3 protein-coding genes are annotated in these 20,858 nt (G+C 74.4%); 2 read left to right on the top strand and 1 reads right to left on the bottom strand.

What is annotated here, in order from left to right; genetic code table 11:
* Positions 1 to 16: 16 nt before the first annotated feature.
* Positions 17 to 2,929, top strand: a complete 2,913-nt coding sequence (locus ACZ3IG_RS24780; RefSeq protein WP_467434724.1) for a helix-turn-helix transcriptional regulator — start codon at positions 17 to 19, stop codon at positions 2,927 to 2,929.
* Here ACZ3IG_RS24780 and mhpA read toward each other — a convergent pair.
* Positions 2,895 to 4,502, bottom strand: a complete 1,608-nt coding sequence (gene mhpA / locus ACZ3IG_RS24775; protein WP_467434723.1) for a bifunctional 3-(3-hydroxy-phenyl)propionate/3-hydroxycinnamic acid hydroxylase MhpA — start codon at positions 4,500 to 4,502, stop codon at positions 2,895 to 2,897. The two genes, ACZ3IG_RS24780 and mhpA, sit on opposite strands and share 35 nt — an antisense overlap.
* Before the next feature lie 199 nt (positions 4,503 to 4,701).
* Between mhpA and ACZ3IG_RS24770 the strand changes: the two genes are divergently transcribed.
* Positions 4,702 to 20,847, top strand: coding sequence for a type I polyketide synthase (locus tag ACZ3IG_RS24770; protein ID WP_467434722.1), 16,146 nt, complete (start codon positions 4,702 to 4,704; stop codon positions 20,845 to 20,847).
* The last annotated feature ends 11 nt before the right edge of the window (positions 20,848 to 20,858 follow it).

Genomic DNA, 20,858 nt, shown 5'->3' with positions numbered 1-20,858 from the left:
CATGTCATTAAGTTTTTTGGAATGCCGCGATTCCACGGCCGCCGTCACCGGACGACGTGATCTGGTCGAGCGCGACGCCGCACTGACCGCGCTGCGCGCGTCGTTGACGGACGCCGTCGGCGGCAAAGGACGGCTGGTCGTCGTCGAGGGACCGCTCGGCAGCGGCAAGAGCAGACTGCTCCACGAGTTCCTCGAAACCCTGGAACCCGGCGCCGCGCGCGTCCTGCGGGCCACCGCGTCGCTGCGCGAAGAGGCGCTGCCGTTCGGAGTGCTGACCCAGCTCTCGCACGGCCTGGCCATCCCGCCGGCCCGCCGGGAGACGTTCCGCGCCCTGCTCGCCGCGGCGGTCGAGCACGCCCTCCTCCACGGCGGCACCGCCCCTGGCTCCCAGGACGCCGCGGACCCCCGGATCGCGGACGCGTTCCAGAAACTCACCGTGGAACTGGCTCACTTGGCCGAAAACACCCCCCTGGTGATCTGCGTCGACAACGCCCACTACGTGGACGCCCCCTCCTTGCACTTCCTCGCGGGCGTCGTCGCCTGGCTGCACTCCACCCGCATCCTGGTGCTGGTCACCGACGACCCGACCATGCGCCGGCCGCGCTCACCGCTGCTGGGCGGGCTCGCACCGAGCCCGCACGTCCGCCGCGTCCCTGTGGCCCCGCTCAGCCGAGCCTCCGTGCACAGCCTCGCCACCCGGCTCCTCGGACCGCACACCGCCACCCCCCGGCTGACCGCCGACCTGTACGCCGTCAGCGGCGGCAACCCGCTGGCCGTACGTGCTCTGATCGTCGATCAGCAGGCGGGCGGCACCGGCCACCCGGAAGGGTACGGACAGGCGCTCCTCGACCTCGTGGCCCACGCCCGGCCGCCGATACCGGCCGTGGTCCGCTCCCTCGCGGTGCTCGGCGGCGCCCCGGAGCCGGCCGACGTGGCGCCGCTGGCCGGGCAGGACACCAAGACCACCCGCTGGGCCCTGCGGGCCCTGGCCGACGCGGGCATGCTGAGCGCCCACGCCCCCGTGCCGAGCGCCCACGCGGGCCTGCCCGGTGACGGCGCCATGGTGCCGGCGGCCCAGGTCGCGGCACCGGCGCGCGCCGAGCGGTACGCGTTCCGGCATCCGGCGGGTGCCGCCGCCGTCCTGGACGACCTGCCCGCCGCCGACCGGACCGCGCTGCACCACACCGCCGCGGAACTGCTGCGGGACAACGGCGCCTCCGCGCTGACGGTCGCCCGGCAGCTCACGAGCGCCGGGGACGCGGGCATCGACGACGGCATCGACATACTGCTCACCGCCTCCCAGGAGGCACTGGCGGCCGGCGACGTCGGCACCGCCCTCGGGTGTCTCGGCCTCGCCCGGCGCACCCGGACCGACGGCACCACCGCCGCCCACGTCCGGACCCGGCTCAGCCGCCTGGAACGGCAGTTGAAACCGCAGGCGGCCGTCCGCCACCTCCGCCCCCAGCTCGACGACTTCCATGCCGGCCGCCTGGACCGGCGGGGCGTCTCCGACCTCGTCCTCGGTCTCGCCGACACCGGCGCCCTGCACGACCTGACCGCCCTGCTCGACGTCCTGCGCACCCGGTACCGGCAGGACACCGGGCCCGGCCCCGGCACCGAGGACATCCGTTCCCTGACGAGCTGGGCGGCGATGGCCTACCCCCTCCACACCGGCCTGCGCAGACTCGCCCACTCCGTCGCCGCGGCCACCCCCGCGGCCGTCCCCTGCCACGACCCGTGGCTGCCCTCCGCGGTCGCCCTGTCCGACGACTACGTCGACGGGCGCGACGACCAGCTGGTCCAGCGTGCCGAACTCCTGCTGAGCACCTACCACCTCGACCACGACTCGTTGTGGAACGTGGAGTCGGGGGTGCTGGCCCTGCGCGGCCTCTGCCACGCGGGCCGGCTGGACGAGGTGGTCGCCTGGTGCGAGAAACTGGAGGCCGAGACCGCCGCCCACCACGCCGTCGCCTCGCAGGCCCGGTTCCTCGCCGTGCGCGTCGAGGCCCATCTGCGGCGCGGCGACCTCACCCGCGCCCGCGACCTGGCCGCCCACGCCCTGTCCCTCGTCCCGCCGCAGGGCTGGGGGGTCGGCCTCGCCGGCGTTCTGGCCTGCGCCATTCTGGCCGCCACCCGCTCAGGGGACCTGGTGGCGGCCGAGAAGTACGTGGCGCTGCCGCTGCCCGAACACGCCCTGCACAGCCGCCACGGCGCCGCCTACCTGCACGCCCGCGGCCACTTCCGGCTCGCCACCCACCATCCGCAGGCCGCGCTCGCCGACTTCCTCGCCTGCGGCCGCTTCGCCGAGACCTGGGGCAGGCCCGGTGCCGACGTGGTCCCCTGGCGCCTGAGCGCGGCCGAGGCCTGGCTCGCGCAGAACGACCAGGAACAGGCCAAACGCCTGGTACGCGAACAGCTCGCCCGGCTGCTCCCCGGCCCCTCCCGGGAACGTGGGCAGAGCCTGCGCACCCTGGCCGCGGTGAGCCGGGTCACCCGCCGCCCGCAACTGCTCACCGAGGCCGTCGACATGCTCAAGGAGAGCGGCGACGACTACGAACTCACCCGCGCCCTCATCGACCTCAGCGCCGCCTTCCACGACGCCGGCGACCAGCGCAACGCCCGCCGGGTGGCCCACCGCGCCTGGCACCTCGCCAAGCAGACCGGCACCCAACACCTGTGCCGCAAGGCCGCCCTCGACCCGGCCGGCTCCGAGGCCGCGCCCGCCGCCGACGCGGAGGAACGCCCCGACGGCGTCTCCTCGCTGACCCGGCAGGAACGCAAGATCGCGGCACTGGCCTCCAAGGGGTACACCAACCGGGAGATCGCCGCCAAGCTGTACATCACCGCCAGTACCGTCGAGCAGCACCTCACCCGCGTCTTCCGCAAGGTCAACGTCAAACGGCGCCAGGACCTGCCCTACCTGCTGTGACCGGCCGGCCGGTCAGCCCCGAACGGAACGCGTCGACCAGCGCCGCCAGTTCACGTGAGGTACGGGCCGGGCCGTAGACGTGGTGGTCCGGGCGCACCAGCAGGTACCGCGCCCGAGCCGCCCGCAGCAGCGGCAGATACACGCCGTCGACGTCCACGGCGGCGTCCGGCGCGGCCCCGGCGTCCGGCGCCCCGTCCGCCACCAGGTGCACGATCCGGGTGCCGAGCCCGGTGAGGAAGGCGAGCCGCGGTCCGTCGAGCGCCGCCGCCGGGGCGGCCGACCCCAGCAGCACCGGACCGGCGCCGACCACCTCGTCGAAGTACCCGGTCACACCTCCCAGCCGCACCCGGCCCTGCGGCACCACCTCCCCGGCCGGCGGCACCGGTTCCGCGCCGGCCCCGGTGTACAGCAGCCCGGTCCGCAGCGGCGCGCCGGCGCCGCCGCCCCGGCCGGTGTCCGCGCCCGCCAGCAGCGCGGCGTCCCTGGCCGCCGCCGCGGCCGCGTCGGTCACGCAGAGCACCTTGCCCAGCCGCACCGCCGTGCCGATCGCCTCCCGCACGTGTCCGGCGCGCTCGGGGCCGTAGGTGTCCAGCAGTTCCTCACCGGCGTCACCGCTCAGCACCAGCTCCAGTTTCCACGACAGGTTCAGCACGTCCCGGACGCCCGCGCACATGCCCTGGCCGGTGAAGGGCGGCATCAGGTGGGCCGCGTCTCCCGCGAGCAGCACCCGGCCGCGCCGCCACTGTTCGGCCCAGGCCGCCTGGAAGCGGTAGACGCTGTGCCGCCGCAGTGTGGCGTTGGCCGGGGTCACGTCGAACGGCGCCAGCAGCCGCCACGCCGTCTCCTCCCGGTTCAGCTCGGCCACGCTCTCCCCTGGCAGCCGCATGAACTCCCAGCGCCTGCGGCCGGGTCCGCTGCCCACCGCCGTCGTCGGCCGCGCCGGATCGCAGAACTGCACGTTGAGCGGTGAGAACTCCCTCGGCACGTCCAGCGTCACGTCACACAGCAGCCAGTCGTAGGAGAAGCCCAGGTCGTTCCACCGCACCCCCAGCCGCTCCCGTACGAAGCTGTTCGCGCCGTCGCACCCGACGACCCAGGACGCCGTCCACCGCCGCTCCCGCCCCGCCGCGTCGGCCGCCGTCACCTCCACCCGGTCCCCGTCGTCGGACAGTTCCGTCACCGTGCACCCGCGCACCACCTCGATCCCGGGCAGCCGCCGCGCGCGGGCGGACAGTGCCTCCTCCAGGGCGGGCTGGTGCATGGTCGTCGTCTCCGGCCAGCCGTGCGCGCCCCGCCGCGCCAGCTCGACGCGGAGCAGCGACGCGCCGTCGGCGTTGCGCCAGTCGTAGGCGTCGGCCGGCAGTCCGATCTCCGCGAACGCGTCACCCACCCCCAGCGCCGCCAGCGTCCTCGCCGTCTCGCCGTCGAAACTGGTCGCCCGTGGCAGCGTGTAGGGGGCTTCCCACCGCTCGACCACTGTCACGCGCCGGCCCCGCTCGGCCAGCAGCACCGACAACACCTGACCCACGGGCCCGTACCCGACGATCAGGACATCCGCCTGCGACGTGCGCATCGGCCCTCCCTCCGGACGTGCGGCGAACCTACCAACGGCGTTCCGCCGCACACCGCGGAGGAAGCCGCGCCGGTCACAAGTAAGGGGCGTTGAGGGGGTGATTCAGGGGATCGCCGACGCCCGGCACGGGTGAAGCTGGACGTGGCCGAAGCCGCCGCAGCGGCACGCGTGCCTCAGCAAACAGGAGTGTGGAGTCAGCATGCTGCGTGCCGAGTTGATCCGTCCGGTCCACGAACTCCTCGCCGAACAGAGCAGGCGCTTCGGCGACCGGACCGCCTACCTCGACGCCCGGCGCGCCGTCAGCTACGCCGGTCTGGAGGCCCGTACCCGCCGCCTCGCCGGGCACCTCGCCGGACTGGGCCTGCTGCCCGGCGACCGGGTGGCGATGTTCCTCGGCAACCGGGTCGAGACGGTGGAGAGCTACTTCGCGGTCGTCCGCGCCGGCGGCGTCGGCGTCCCGGTCAACCCGCACCTGGCCGCCGCGGAGCTGGAGCACCTGCTCACCGTCAGCGGCAGCCGCGTCGTCATCACCGACGCCGCCCACGTGCCCGCGGTGCGCCGGCTGGCCCCCCGCACCGGCCCGCTGACCGTGATCGTGGTGGACGGTGACGGACCCGTCCCCGCCGGGTGCCTCGCCTACGAGCACTTCGCCACCACCGACCCCGCCACTCCGGCCCGCGACGACCAGGGGCTCGACGACGTCGCCTGGATGCTCTTCACCTCCGGCACCACCAGCAGCCCCAAAGGCGTCCTCGCCACCCAGCGCAACTGTCTGTGGTCGGTCGCCGCCGCCTACGTCCCCGCGCTCGGCCTCACCGCCGAGGACCGGGTGCTGTGGCCGCTGCCGCTGTTCCACAGTCTGTCCCACATCGTCTGCGTGCTGGCCGTGACAGCCGTCGGAGCCACTGCCCGCATCACCGACGGCCACTCCGCCGACGACGTGCTCGACCTGTGGGAACAGGACCGGTCCACGGTCCTCGCCGGTGTCCCCACGCTCTACCACTATCTCGTCCGCGCCGCGCGGGCCCCGGGTTCCACCGTGCCCCCACTGCGGGTCGGCCTGGTCGGCGGCGCCGTCTTCGGCGCCGCGCTGCGCCGCTCGGTCGAGGAGACCTTCGACGCCCCCCTCATCGACGCCTACGGCTCCACCGAGACCTCTGGTTCCATCGCCATCAACTGGCCGACCGGCGCCCGCGTCGAAGGGTCCTGCGGCCTTCCCGTGCCAGGCCTCGCGCTGCGGATCGTCGACCACCGCACCGGCCTCGACGTGCCCGACGGCACCGAGGGCGAGGTCTGGGTGCGCGGCCCGAACATCATGGCCGGCTACCACGACCAGCCCGACGCCACCGCCGAGGCGCTGCGCGACGGCTGGTTCCACACCGGTGACCTCGCCGTCCGCGACCGCGCCGGCTACCTGACCGTCACCGGACGGCTCAAGGAACTCATCATCCGCGCCGGGGAGAACATCCACCCCGGCGAGGTGGAGGACGTGCTGCGCCAGGTCCCCGGCGTCGCCGACGCCGCCGTGGCCGGCAAGCCGCACGACGTCTTCGGCGAGGTGCCGGTCGCCTTCGTCGTCCCCGATCCCGGCGGCTTCGACCCGGCGCAGGCGCTCTCCCTGTGCCGCGAGAGGCTCTCGTACTTCAAGGTCCCCGAGGAGCTGTACGAGATCGAGCGCATCCCGCGCACGGCCACCGGCAAGGTCACCCGGCACCGGCTCCTGGACGGTCCCGCCCGGCTCCGCGCGGTCGGCAACGCCCACCATGACACCCTTTTCCGCACCCACTGGGTTCCCCAGCCGTCCGCGCCCGCGCCGGCCAGCGGCCACTGGACGCTCCTCGGTGACCCCGGCACCGCCCTCGCCGACCGTCTCCGGGCCTTGGGCACCGACCTGAGCGGCGACACGCCCTCCGTGGCGCTGCTGCCGGTCCCCGCGGGCACGAGCGTCGACGACTTCCTGCGTACGGCCGAACCCTGGCTGACGTCCGCCGGCCCGGCCGGCCCCCGGCTGGTCGTGCTCACCCGCGGCGCCGTGGCCACCCACCCGGACGAGGCGGTGCGGGACCTCGGCCAGGCGGCGCTGTGGGGCCTGGTCCGCTCCCTCCAGGCCGCCCGTCCCGGCCGCGTCGCCGTCGTGGACCTGGACGACGCGGCCGACGCGGCCGACGGGGACGACGACGCGGCCGCGGCCGCCCTGGCCGCCACGGTGGCGTCCGGCGCACCGCAGAGCGCCGTCCGCGACGGTGTCGTCCTGCTGCCCCGGCTGGAACGCGTGACCCTCGACACCGCGACGGACACGGTCGCCCAGCCGGACCAAGCCTTCGACCGCGCGGGCACCGTCGTCGTCACCGGAGCCGACACCCGGCGCGGCACGGCGATCGCCCGCCACCTCGCCACCGCCCACGGCGCCCGCAGCCTGCTGCTGATCACCCCGCCCGGACAGGGCGCCGCGGCGGCCGGCCTGCGCGCCCGCCTCACCCGGCAGGGCACGGAGGTCCGGCTCGCGGAGGCCGACCTCGACGACCGCGCGAAACTCAAGCGAGCGCTGGCCAAGGCTCCCTCTCCCCTGACCCTGGTCGTCCACGCCTGGGACGCCGTGGACGAGCCCTCCGAGACCCGCGTGGCCGCCGAGGTCCGCACCCTGCACGACCTCACCCGCGACGCCGCCCTCACCGCCTTCGTGCTGTCCTCTTCGACCAAGGGCCTGCTGGGCGCGGCCGGCGAGACCACCGAGGCCGCTTCGGCCGCCTTCCTCGACGCCTACGCCCAGAACCTGCGCCTCCAGGGTGTCCCGGCCCGGTCCCTCGCCTGGGGCCCCTGGGAGGGTGAGGGTGACACGGCGAGCGGTGCGACGAGCGGTGCGCTCACCGAGCGGCAGGCGATGGCCGCCCTGGACGCCGCCCTCACCGTGGACGACGCCCAGCTCGTCGTGGTGAGACTCGACCCGTCCGCCGCTCCCGGCTCACCGCTCCTGCACGACCTGATCGACGCGCCGGCCCGGACCGCCACCGCGGACGAGGCCGTCACGAACGTCCTGCGCGAGCGCCTCGCCGACGTTCCGGACGCCGACCGCGACCGGCTCCTCACCGACGTGGTCCGCGACCAGGTCGCCGACCTGCTCGGCCTGACCGGCAGGCAGGCCGTCCAGCCAGGGCGCCCCTTCACCGACCTGGGCCTGACCTCGGTCACCGTGGTCGAACTGCGCAACCGCCTCACCGAGGCCACCGGACTCCGCCTCCCCGCCACCTCCGCCTTCGACCACCCCACCCCGCAGACCCTGGCCGGCTTGCTGCGCCGTGAACTGTCCGGCACCACCACCCCGGCCGACATCGCCCCGGCCGGCGCCGCCCCGCTCCCGCGCGCGGCCGACGACCCCGTCGTCATCGTGGGCATGGCCTGCCGCCTGCCGGGCGGTGTCGCCTCCCCGGAGGACCTGTGGGAGCTGGTACGGGCCGGCGGCGAGGGCACAGGTCCCTTCCCGACGGACCGGGGCTGGGACCTGGACCACCTCTTCGACCCGGACCCCGACCACCCCGGCACCAGCTACGTCCGCCAGGGCGGCTTCCTCCACGACGCGGGCGACTTCGACGCGGCCTTCTTCGGCATCTCCCCACGCGAGGCTCTGGCGATGGACCCGCAGCAGCGGCTGCTCCTGGAGACGTCCTGGGAGGCGTTCGAACGGGCCGGCATCGACCCGACCGCCCTGCGCGGCGAGGACATCGGCGTCTTCACCGGAATGATGCACCAGGGGTACGGTGCCGGCGCCACCGGCGATCTCGAAGGCCACCTCATGACCGGGACGACGGCCAGCGTGGCGTCGGGCCGCGTGTCCTACGTACTCGGCTTCGAGGGCCCCGCGGTGACGGTGGACACGGCGTGCTCGTCGTCGCTGGTCGCCCTGCACCTGGCCGCCCAGGCGCTGCGGGCCGGGGAGTGCTCGTTGGCGCTCGCCGGCGGCGTGACGGTGATGTCCGGGCCCGAGTCGTTCGTGGAGTTCTCCCGGCAACGGGGCCTGGCTCCGGACGGCCGCTGCAAGTCCTTCGCCGCCTCGGCGGACGGCACGGGCTGGGCGGAGGGCGTGGGCGTGCTGCTGGTGGAGCGCCTGTCGGACGCGGAACGGCTGGGGCACCGGGTACTGGCGGTGGTGCGCGGCAGCGCCGTCAACCAGGACGGCGCCTCCAACGGCCTCACCGCCCCCAACGGACCGTCCCAGCAGCGGGTGATCCGGCGGGCGTTGACGCAGGCCGGGCTGACGCCGGGTGACGTGGACGCGGTGGAGGCGCACGGCACGGGCACGGCACTGGGCGACCCGATCGAGGCGCAGGCCCTGCTGGCCACGTACGGTCAGAATCGTGAACAACCCCTGTGGCTCGGCTCGCTGAAGTCGAACATCGGGCACGCGCAGGCCGCCGCCGGAGTGGCCGGCATCATCAAGATGGTCATGGCGATGCGGCACGGCCTCCTGCCGCGAACGTTGCACGTGGATGCGCCGTCGTCCCAGGTGGACTGGTCGGCGGGCGCGGTGGAACTGCTCACCGAGGAACGGGAGTGGCCGGAGACGGGACGCCCCAGGCGGGCGGGGGTGTCGGGCTTCGGCGTCAGCGGCACCAACGCCCACGTGATCCTCGAACACGTCCCCGAACCCTCCCCCACCCCCGAACCGTCCTCCCACGGCCCCCACCCCCTGCTGTTCTCCGGAGCCGACGACCAGGCCACCCGCGCCCAGGCACGACAACTGGCCGAGTACATACGCACACGTCCTGAACTGGATCTGGGCGCGATCGCCGCAGGGCTGGTGACCGGTCGGGCGGGGTTGCCTGACCGTGCGGTTGTGGTGGCCGACAACCGGCCCGAAGCACTCGCCGGACTCCAAGCCATAGCCGAAGGCACCGGAAGCAACCGGGCCGACGTACAAGGACGGGTGGCGTTCGTCTTCCCCGGCCAGGGCACCCACTGGCAGGGCATGGGCGCCGAACTCGCCGACACCTCCCCCGTATTCGCCCAAGCACTGAACGAATGCGCGGCGATCATGGACCAACTGACCGGCTGGTCCCTCCTCGACACCATCCACGGACACCTCCCCCTCGACCGCGTCGACATCATCCAGCCCGTCTCCTTCGCCGTCATGGTCAGCCTGGCACGCATGTGGCAAAGCGCAGGCATCAAACCATCAGCCGTCATCGGACACTCCCAAGGCGAGATCGCGGCAGCACACGTGGCCGGCGGGCTGTCCCTCACGGACGCCACCAAAATCGTCGTCCGCCGCAGCCGGGCCATCGCCGCCCACCTCTCCGGACACGGCGCCATGATGTCCCTCGCCCTCACCCCACCCCAAGCCCAGGAACTCACCGCCCCCTACGGCCACCGCATCCAGACAGCCGCCCTCAACGGACCAGCCTCCGTCGTCGTCGCAGGCGAACCACAAGCCCTCACCGAACTCGCCACCACCTGCAACCAAGCCGGCATCCGCGCCCGCACCATCGACGTCGACTACGCCTCACACACCACCCACGTCGAAACCGTCAAAGACGAACTCATACACATCCTCGCCGACATCACCCCCACCACCTCCCACACCCCCTTCTACTCCACCGTCACAGCCGACTGGCTCGACACCACCCACCTCGACGCCACCTACTGGTACCGCAACCTCCGCAACACCGTCCAATTCGCCCCCGCCATCCACCACCTCCTCACCCAAGGCTTCACCACTTACATCGAAATCAGCCCCCACCCCGTCCTCACCCCAAGCATCGAAGCCACAGCCGAACACACCGAATCGGGACCCGTCCTCATCACCGGCACCCTCCGCCGAGAACACGGCAACACCCGACAACTCCTCACCTCCCTCGGCCACGCATGGACCCGCGGCCTCCCCATCAACTGGACCACCCACCTCGGCCGAGGCACCGCCTGGAATCTCCCCACCTACCCCTTCCAACACCAGCACTACTGGCTCACAAGCGTGCCCTCCGCAGGTGCCGTGGCCGCCGCCGGGCTCACGGACGCCCGGCACCCCCTGCTCGACGCCTGGGTTGAACTGCCCGACGAGGGCGGGGTGTTGTTCACCGCCCGGCTGTCGTCGAGCAGCCACCCCTGGCTGGCCGAACACACGGTGCACGGAGTCGCGGTGGTGCCCGGGGCGGCGTTCGTGGAGATGGCGGTGCGTGCCGGGGACGAGGTCGGCTGCGGTGTCGTCGAGGAACTGCTGATCGAGACGCCGCTCGTGCTCGGTGAGGGGCCGGGCGTGCGGCTCCAGGTGGCCGTCGGCGCGGCGGACGGCTCCGGACGGCGCCGGCTGACCGTCCACTCCCGGCGTCAGGGTGCCCCCGACTGGACCCGGCACGCCACCGGCACACTGGCCGGCCGTCCGGACGCCGTCCCCGGCATGGACCTGTCGGTGTGGCCGCCGGCCGGGGCGGTACCCGTCGAGGTGGATCCGGCGGTGCCGGGGCTGCGCGCGGCGTGGCGGCGTGGCGAGGAGGTGTTCGCCGAGGCCGAGGTGGACGAGGAGCAGCGGGACGACGCCGAGCGGTTCGGGCTGCATCCCGCGCTGCTCGAAGCCGTGGGCCGGGCCGGCGGTGGTACCTCCGCGCTGTCCGTCGCCTACCGTGCCGTGTCCCTGGCAGCGGCCGGGGCCACCTCCGTGCGGGCGCGTGTCGCTGCGGACGGCAGTGGCGGTACTGCGCTGGAACTCGCGGACGCCTCCGGCCGCGCGGTCGGCAGCTTCGGGTCGGTCGTCTCGCGCGAGGTCACCGCGGATGAGCTGGTGTCGGCGGCTGCTCAGGGCGGCGTGGACCCGCTGGACGCGTTGTTCCGCGTCGACTGGGTGCCGGTTGCCGTCGAGGCCGTGGCGGACCGGGCGCGGCAACTGGTCACCGTTGCCGACCCCGATGAGCTGTCGGCGTCGGCCGCTCGGAGTGATGTGCGCGTGGATCTGACGGACACCGCCCAGGGGGTGCGGGCGCTGGCCTCGCGGGCGTTGGCGTGGGTCCAGGCGTGGCTCGCGCTGCCGGTGACGGATGCGCGGCTGGTCGTCGTGACGGGGGACGTCGGCGACCCGGTCACCGCGGCTGTCTGGGGGCTCGTCCGCTCGGCGCAGTCGGAGGCACCGGAGCGGCTGGTCCTGGCCGCCGTGGACGGGGACGCCGCCTCCGAGGCGCTGCTGCCCGCCGCCGTCGCCACCGGTGAGCCACAGTTCGCCCTCACCGCCGGCCGGGTCACCGTACCGAGGCTGGTGCGGGCGGCGGACGCCGGCGCCATTCGACCGCTCGACCCCGACGGCACCGTCGACGCCGTAGAGCCGCTCGACCCCGACGGCACCGTTCTGATCACCGGCGGCACCGGCACCCTGGGCCGCCTGCTCGCCCGGCATCTCGTGGCCGAGCACGGCGTACGCCACCTGCTGCTGGTCAGCCGGCGCGGTGCTGCCGCCGACGGCGTGCCCGAGCTGGAGCGCGACCTCGGCGCGCTGGGCGCCACCGTGCGCACCGTCGCCTGTGACGTCACCGACCGTGCCGCGCTGGCCGGCCTGCTGGCGTCGATCCCCGGCGAGACACCGCTCACCGCGGTCGTCCACACCGCCGGTGTGCTGGACGACGGCGTGGTCACCGCCCTCACCCCGGAGCGGCTGAACGCCGTCCTGCGGCCCAAGGCGGACGCGGCGCTCCTGCTGGACGAGCTGACCCGGGGCACCGGCCTCGCGGCGTTCGTGCTGTACTCCTCGGCGGCCGGCGTCCTCGGCAACCCCGGGCAGGCCAACTACGCCGCGGCCAACGCCTTCCTGGACGCGCTGGCCGCGCGGCGCCGGGCGGCGGGGCTGCCCGCCACCTCGCTCGCCTGGGGCCACTGGGCGGCCACCAGCGAGCTGACCGCCCACCTCACCGACTCCGACCTGCGGCAGCACTCCCGGCGGTTCGGGATGGCGGCGCTGGACGAGGAGACCGGCCTCGCGCTGTTCGACGCCGGGCTGCGCAGCACCGTCCCGGCGCTGGTGGCGGCCCGGCTCGACCTCGGGCGGCTGCGTGCCGAGCCGGACGGCGGCCCGGTCGCTCCGCTGCTGCGCGCGCTGGTGGGGCCGGTACGGCGCCGGGCCGCGAGCCGGGCGGCGGCCGGCGGCACGGACCTGGTACGACGGCTGGCACCACTGACGCCCGACGAGCGGCACGAGACGCTGCTCGACCTGGTCAGGAACCGTGCCGCGCACGTCCTCGGGCACCCGTCCGCCGACGCCGTCGCCCCCGGCCGGGCGTTCCGTGAAGCGGGCTTCGACTCGCTGACCTCCGTAGAACTGCGCAACCGGCTCGCCACGGACACCGGACTCCGGCTCCCCGCCACCCTGGTCTACGACCACCCGAGCCCGGACGCCCTCACCCGGCACCTGCTCGCGGAACTCCTGACGGAGGCCGACGCCCCCGCGGCACCGTCCGCCACCCCGCGCGGGACGTCCGACGACCCCATTGCCATCGTCGCGATGAGCTGCCGCTTCCCCGGTGGCGTGGAGAGCCCGGAGGACTTCTGGCGGCTCATCAGCGAGGGCGGTGACGCGGTCGGCGACTTCCCGGACGACCGCGGCTGGGACCTGTCCGCGCTCTACGACAGCGACCCCGACCACCCCGGCACGTCGTACGCCCGGCACGGTGCGTTCCTGACGGACGCCGCCGGGTTCGACGCGGGCTTCTTCGGCATCTCGCCGCGCGAGGCCCTGGCGATGGACCCGCAGCAGCGGCTGTTCCTGGAAACGTCCTGGGAGGTGTTCGAGCGGGCCGGCATCGACCCGACGACCCTGGCGGGCCGCGACATCGGTGTGTTCACCGGCATGAACACCCAGGACTACGCGCTGCGCCTGCGCGAGGTGGCCGAGGAGGTCGAGGGGCACCGCATCACGGGAATCTCCTCGGCCGTGCTGTCCGGCCGGGTGGCCTATACCCTCGGTCTCGAAGGGCCCGCGGTGACCATCGACACGGCGTGCTCGTCGTCGCTGGTGGCCCTGCACCTGGCGGCGCAGGCACTGCGGGCGGGCGAGTGCTCGATGGCGCTGGCCGGCGGGGTCACGGTGATGGCCGCGCCGGATGCCTTCGTCGACTTCTCCCGGCAGCGGGGCCTGTCGGCCGACGGCCGGTGCAAGGCGTTCGCCGCGTCGGCGGACGGCACCGGGTGGGCCGAAGGTGTGGGCGTACTGCTCGTGGAGCGGCTGTCGGACGCCCGGCGCAACGGCCACCAGGTGCTGGCCCTCGTCAGCGGCAGCGCGGTGAACCAGGACGGCGCGTCCAACGGCCTCACCGCTCCCAACGGCCCCTCCCAGCAGCGCGTCATCCGGCAGGCGCTGAGCAGCGCCGGGCTGACCGGTGCCGACGTGGACGTGGTCGAGGCGCACGGCACCGGCACGGCGCTGGGCGACCCCATCGAGGCGCAGGCCGTCCTCGCCACCTACGGTCAGGACCGGCCCGCGGACCGCCCGCTGTGGCTGGGCTCGGTGAAGTCCAACATCGGGCACGCGCAGGCCGCCGCGGGCGTGGCCGGCGTCATCAAGACGGTCATGGCCATCCGGCACGGCCTTCTGCCGCGCACGCTGCACGTCGACGCCCCCACCCCGCAGGTGGACTGGTCGGCGGGCGCGGTGGAACTGCTGACGGAGCAGCGGCCCTGGCCCGAGACCGGGCGACCGCGCCGGGCGGGTGTCTCCGCGTTCGGCGTCAGCGGCACCAACGCCCACGTCATCGTCGAGCAGGCACCTGGCCCGGACACCAGTACGGACACCGGTGCGGACATCAGTACGGACACCGGTGCGGGCACCAGTACGGACACCGGTGCGGAAAACACGCCCACGCCCGCGGCCGTGCCCGCCGTCGTCCCCTGGGTCCTCTCGGCCCGCAGCCCCGAGGCGCTGCGGGGGCAGGCGGACCGGCTCGCGGAGTGGGCCGGACGGCACCCGGACGCCGACCCCGCCGACATCGCCCACGCGCTGCTCGCCACCCGGGCGGCGTTCGAACACCGTGCCGTCGTCGTGGGCGCGGGACGCACCGCGCTGCTCGACGGTCTGGACGCCTTCGCCCACCCCCGGCACGCCCGCGGAGTGGCGCGTCCCGGCAAGCTCGCGGTGCTCTTCACCGGCCAGGGCAGCCAGTACACCGGCATGGGCCGCCGCCTGCACGAGCACTACCCGGTGTTCCGTGACGCCTTCGACGCCGCCTGCGGCGAACTGGACCGGCACCTGCTGGACGCCGGGCACGTCACCCGGTCCGTCCGGGACGTGGTGTTCGGCGACGACCCGGCCGAGCTGGAGCGGACGGTGTTCGCGCAGGCCGGTCTGTTCGCCGTGGAAGTAGCCTTGTTCCGGCTCTACGAGTCCTGGGGCGTCCGCCCCGACCGGCTCGCCGGGCACTCCGTCGGCGAGGTGACGGCGGCGCACGTGGCGGGTGTGCTGTCCCTCCCCGACGCCGCGACGCTGCTGGCGGCGCGCGGACGGCTGATGCAGGCCCTGCCGGGCGGGGCGATGGCCGCGCTCAACGCCCCCGAGTCCGTCGTGCGGCCCCTGCTCGCCGACGCGCCGGGCACCGTCGGTATGGCGGCGGTCAACGGGCCCGCCTCCGTCGTGGTCTCCGGCGACCGGGACGCCGTGACGGCCGTCGCCGAGGCGTGCGCGGCCCGCGGCCACCGCACCAAGCACCTCCGGGTCAGCCACGCCTTCCACTCCCCGCACATGGACGGCATGCTCGACGCGTTCCGCGAGGTCGTCGCCAGACTGTCGTACTCGCTCCCGGCGATTCCCGTCGTCTCCGGCGTCACCGGCGAGCCGGCCGCCCCAGAGCAACTGTGCTCCCCGCACTACTGGGTCGACCACGTCCGCCGCACCGTCCGCTTCCACGACGTCATCGGCACGCTGCACACGCAACACGTCACCACCTTCCTCGAACTGGGCCCCGGCGGCGTCCTCACCGCGATGGCCCAGGAGGCGTCCGGCCCCGGCGCCGAGCCGACGATGTTCGTGCCCACGCTGCACGATGACGCCGAGGACGAGCGGATCGGCGCCGTCACCGCGCTGGCCCGGCTGCACGTCCGCGGCGTCCCCGTCGACTTCTCCGCCCTGCTCCCGGCGGCCCCGCACCGCGCGCTCCACGACCTGCCCACCTACGCCTTCCAGCACCGCCGGTACTGGCCGGACGCCCCGCACCCGACGGCCCACCCGGCACCCACGTCGCAGCCGGTGCCCGTGCCCGTACCGCGGCCGGTGCCCGAGCCGCGGCCGGTGCCCGGATCGGCCGGCGACACACCGCTGGACCTGGTGCTGACCAGCGCCGCCGCCGTGCTCGGACACGACGACGCGTCGGCGATCGACCCCGAACGGCCCTTCCAGGACCTCGGCTTCGACTCCTTGAACGCGGTCCGGCTCCGCAACCGCCTGCACGACCTGACCGGCGCCGACCTGCCCACCACCCTCGCCTTCGACCACCCGACACCGGCCGCGCTCGCGTCGTTCCTGCGCGCCCGGCTGCTCGGCGACGACACCGCCGGACGCGACGACCCGGCCCGGCGGGCGGCCGGTCCCGGCGAGCCGGTCGCCATCGTCGGCATGGCGTGCCGGCTGCCGGGCGGCGTGGCGTCCCCGGAGGACCTGTGGCGGCTGCTGCGGGCCGGGGAGGAGGGCATCGGCGAGTTCCCGACGAACCGCGGCTGGGACCTGGACTCGCTCTTCGACCCGGACCCCGACCACGCCGGCACCAGCTACACGCGGCGCGGCGGTTTCCTGTACGACGCGGGCGAGTTCGACGCGGAGTTCTTCGGCATCTCCCCGCGCGAGGCCCTGGCGATGGACCCGCAGCAGCGGCTGCTCCTCGAAACGTCCTGGGAGGCGCTGGAGCGGGCCGGCCTCGATCCCACCGCCCTGCGCGGCACGGACGTCGGTGTCTTCGCCGGCATGGTCAACCACGACTACACCAGCCGCCTGCGCACGGCCCCCGACGGCTCCGAGGGGTACCTCATGACCGGCGGGGCGGGCAGTGTGCTGTCGGGCCGGGTGTCGTACGCGCTGGGCTTCGAGGGACCCGCGGTGACCATCGACACGGCGTGCTCGTCGTCGCTGGTGGCCCTGCACCTGGCTGCGCAGGCACTGCGCTCCGGCGAGTGCTCGATGGCCCTCGCGGGTGGCGTGACGGTGATGGCCGGGCCCGAGGCGTTCGTGGAGTTCTCCCGCCAGCGGGGCCTGTCGGCGGACGGCCGCTGCAAGTCCTTCGCCGCCTCGGCGGACGGCACCGGATGGGCCGAGGGCGCGGGCGTGGTCCTGGTCGAGCGGCTGTCGGACGCCGAACGCCTGGGTCACCGGGTGCTGGCGGTGCTGCGCGGCAGCGCCGTCAACCAGGACGGCGCCTCCAATGGCCTGACCGCTCCCAACGGACCCTCCCAACAGCGGGTGATCCGGCGGGCGTTGGCGGAGGCGGGGCTGAAGCCGGGTGACGTGGACGCGGTCGAGGCACACGGGACGGGTACGGCACTGGGCGACCCCATCGAGGCCCAGGCCCTGCTGGCCACCTACGGCCAGGACCGCGAACGCCCGCTGCTGCTCGGATCGCTGAAGTCCAACATCGGACACGCCCAGGCCGCCGCAGGGGTGGCCGGCGTCATCAAGACGGTACTGGCCCTCCAGCACGGAATCCTGCCGCGCACCCTGCACGTCGACGCCCCCACCCCGCAGGTCGACTGGTCGGCCGGCGCGGTGGACCTGCTGACGGAACAGCAGCCCTGGCCCGAGGTCGAACGGCCGCGCCGCGCCGGCGTCTCCGCGTTCGGCGTCAGCGGCACCAACGCCCACATCATCCTGGAACAGGCCCCGGAGGCCGGTGCAGCGCCGGTCACGACGGCACGCCCGGACGGTGGCCTGACGCTCCTCCCCCTCTCCGCACGGGGCGAGGACGCCCTGCGCGCGCAGGCACAGCGACTGCTGTCCTACCTGGGACAGCGACCCGAACTCGACCTCACCGCGGTGGGCAGCGCGCTGGCCGCGAGCCGGGCGGGGCTGCCGGAGCGGGCGGTCGTGGTCGCCGCTGACCGGGACGAGGCGCTGGCGGGCCTGGGCGCGGTGGCGCGGGGCGAGACGGCGGCCGGTGTGCACTCGGGATCGGTGCGGCGTGGGCGACTGGCTGTACTGTTCACCGGGCAGGGCTCCCAACGGGCCGGCATGGGACGTGAACTGTACGAAGCGTTCCCCGCCTACCGCGAGGCGTTCGACGAAGTGTGCGCCGCCCTCGGCGACGAGATACGCGACATCGTCTTCGACGACAACCCGGACCGCCTCGACCGGACCATGTACACACAGGCCGCGCTGTTCGCCCTGGAAGTCGCTCTCTACCGGCTCATGACATCCTGGGGCATCACACCGGACGCCGTCGGCGGACACTCCATCGGCGAAGTCACCGCCGCACACGTAGCAGGCGTCCTGTCACTGCAAGACGCCGCGACACTCGTCACCGCTCGCGGACGCCTGATGCAAGCACTCCCCGAAGGCGGCGCCATGATCGCCGTCGCCGCCCCCGAACACGACATCCCCGCACACCCCGGCGTCGACATCGCCGCCGTCAACAGCCCCACCTCCACCGTCCTCTCCGGCGACGAAGAACCCGTACTCAAAGCAGCACAAGAACTCGCCGCACAAGGCATCCGCACCCGACGCCTCACCGTCTCCCACGCCTTCCACTCCGCCCGCATGGAACCCATGCTCGCCGAATTCCAGAACGTACTGGAAACCCTGACCTTCAGCACCCCCACCCTCCCCCTCCTCTCCAACACCACCGGACAACTCGCCGACCCCGAGACCCTGTGCACCCCCGACTACTGGACCCGCCACATACGCGCCACCGTACGCTTCGCCGACGGCATCCAAGCCCTCGCCGCACACGGCGTCACCACCTACCTCGAACTCGGCCCCGACAGCACCCTCACCGCCCTGACCCGCGAGAACCTGGACCCCGACAGCGTCACCACCCTCATCCCCGCACTGCGCCGCGACGGCGACGAAACCCGCACCCTCACCTCCGCCCTCGCCCACCTCCACACCGCCGGCGTCCCCGTCGACCTCGGTGTGTCCCTCCCGCCCGTTCACCTTCCCGAGCTGCCGACCTACGCCTTCCAGCGCGCGCACTACTGGCTGACCGGCGAGGGCGGCCCCGGTGCCGCCAATGACGCCGACGACGCCCGTTTCTGGGATGCCGTCGAGCGTGAGGACCTCGGCTCCGTGGGTGAGGCGCTGGGCGTGCGGGACGGTGCGGAGCTGGACGCCGTCGGCGGGGCGCTGGGCGTGCTGTCGGCGTGGCGGCGCCGGCGTGACGAGCGGGCCGCGGCGGACCGGCTGCGCTACGAGGTGCTGTGGAAGCCGCTGCCCGGCGCCGCGTCCGGGGTGCCGTCCGGCACCTGGCTGGTCGTGGTGCCGGACAGCGGCGGTGCCGAGGAGTACGCCGAGCGGGTCGCGCCGGCGCTGGACCGGCAGGGGCTGCGCACTGTCGTCGTACGGGCCGGGGCTGCCGCCGACCGGGGCGGGCTGGCCGAGACGCTGCGGGGCGCGCTGGCGGGAGTGGACGACGTCGGCGGCGTCCTGTCGCTGCTCGCGCTCGACCGGCGTCCGCGGCCGGGCGGTGCCACGTTCACCGAGGGCGTCGCGGCGACCCTGGCGCTGGTGCAGGCGCTCGGCGATCTGGGCTCGGGGCGCCGGTTGTACTGCGCCACCCGGGGCGCGGTCGCCGTCGGCGGCACGGACGGCATCGACGCCCCCGAGCAGGCGGCCGTGTGGGGGCTCGGGCTCGCCGTGGCGCTGGAACAGCCGGAGCGCTGGGGCGGGTTGGTCGACCTGCCCGAGGTGTTCGACGAGCGGGCCGCCCGCACCCTGCTCGGGGTGCTGGCCGCCCCGGACGGTGAGGACCAGTTCGCCATCCGGCCCACGGGCGCGCTGGTGCGCAGGATGAGCGGCCGTCCGCTGCTCCCGGGCGCGACGGCGGGACCGCAGTGGCGGCCACGCGGCACCGTGCTGGTCACCGGCGGCACCGAGGGCCTGGGCCGGCACGCCGCGCGCTGGCTCGCCGAGGCCGGTGCCGAGCACCTGGTGCTGACCGTCGCGTCGGACCCGGAGGCGCCGCGGGTGCGGAAGGTGTGTGACGAGCTGAGCGCGCACGGCACGAAGATCACCGTTCGTCAGGTCGACCTCGGCGACCGGGAGGCGCTCGCGCGGCTGCTTGCCGGGCCCGCCGCCGCGCCCGGACTCTGCGGTGTCGTGCACACCGCCGACCTCGCGCGCGTCGCCCAGGCGGACGTCACCACCACCGAGGAACTGGCCGAGACGCTGGCGGCCAAGGTCGACGGGCTGTGGCACCTCGACGCCCTGCTGACCGGACGGGACCTTGACCTGTTCGTCGTCTTCTCCTCCGTCGCCAGTGTGTGGGGCGGCGGCGGGCAGGGACTCATCGGTGCCGCCAACGCCCAGCTCGACGCGCTGATCGAACGGCGGCGGGCGCGGGGGCTGACGGCCACCTCGGTGGCCTGGGGTGTGATCGACGGGTTCGGTGTGGCGTCCGACGCCACCGCGCGGGAGCAGTTGCGCCGGCGTGGTGTGCTGCCGATGGCACCCGAGGAGGCCATGGCGGCGCTCACGCTCGCGGTGCGGGGCGGCGACACGCGGGTGGCCGTGGCGGACGTCGACTGGGCGGCGTTCGTGCCCGCCTTCACCTCGCTGCGGCCGAGCCCGCTGATCGGCGACCTGCCGGGCGTGCGGGAGATCGTCGACGGTCTGGCGGCGGCGGACGATTCCGGCGACGGGTCGGCCCCGGAGTTCCTGCGGCAGCTCGCCGGGGCCTCCGACGCCGAGCGGGAACGCGCGCTGATGAAGGCGGTCCGCGAGCACACGGCACTGGCGCTGGGACACAGCGGCGCCGAGGCCGTGAAGCCGGGGCGCGCCTTCCAGGAGATGGGCTTCGACTCACTCGCCGCGGTCAGCCTGCGCAACACCCTCGGCGCCGCCCTGGGCACCAAGCTGCCCGCCACCCTCGTCTTCGACTACCCCACGCCCGCCGCGCTGGTGGAGCACCTGCGCACCGAACTGCTCGCGGACGCGGCCGACGAGGAGCTGAGCGAGGCGGACGAGGAGGAGCTGCGCCGGACGCTGGCCTCGGTTCCGGTCAGCCGGTTCCGGGAGGCCGGGCTGCTGGACGCGCTGCGGCAGCTCGCCCGGGCGGCCGGCGCGGAGGGACCGGACGACGGCGGGCAGCCGCCGTCCGCCACGGCCGCCGCCGAGGAACTCGACCTGATCAACGCAATGGACGTCGCCGAACTGGTCCAACGAGCACTGGACGGGGACCGGTTGTGATCGCGCACTCG

It is taken from the genome of Streptomyces sp. NPDC016677 (assembly GCF_055562815.1).
This window is presented reverse-complemented; position numbering and strand designations above follow the sequence as displayed.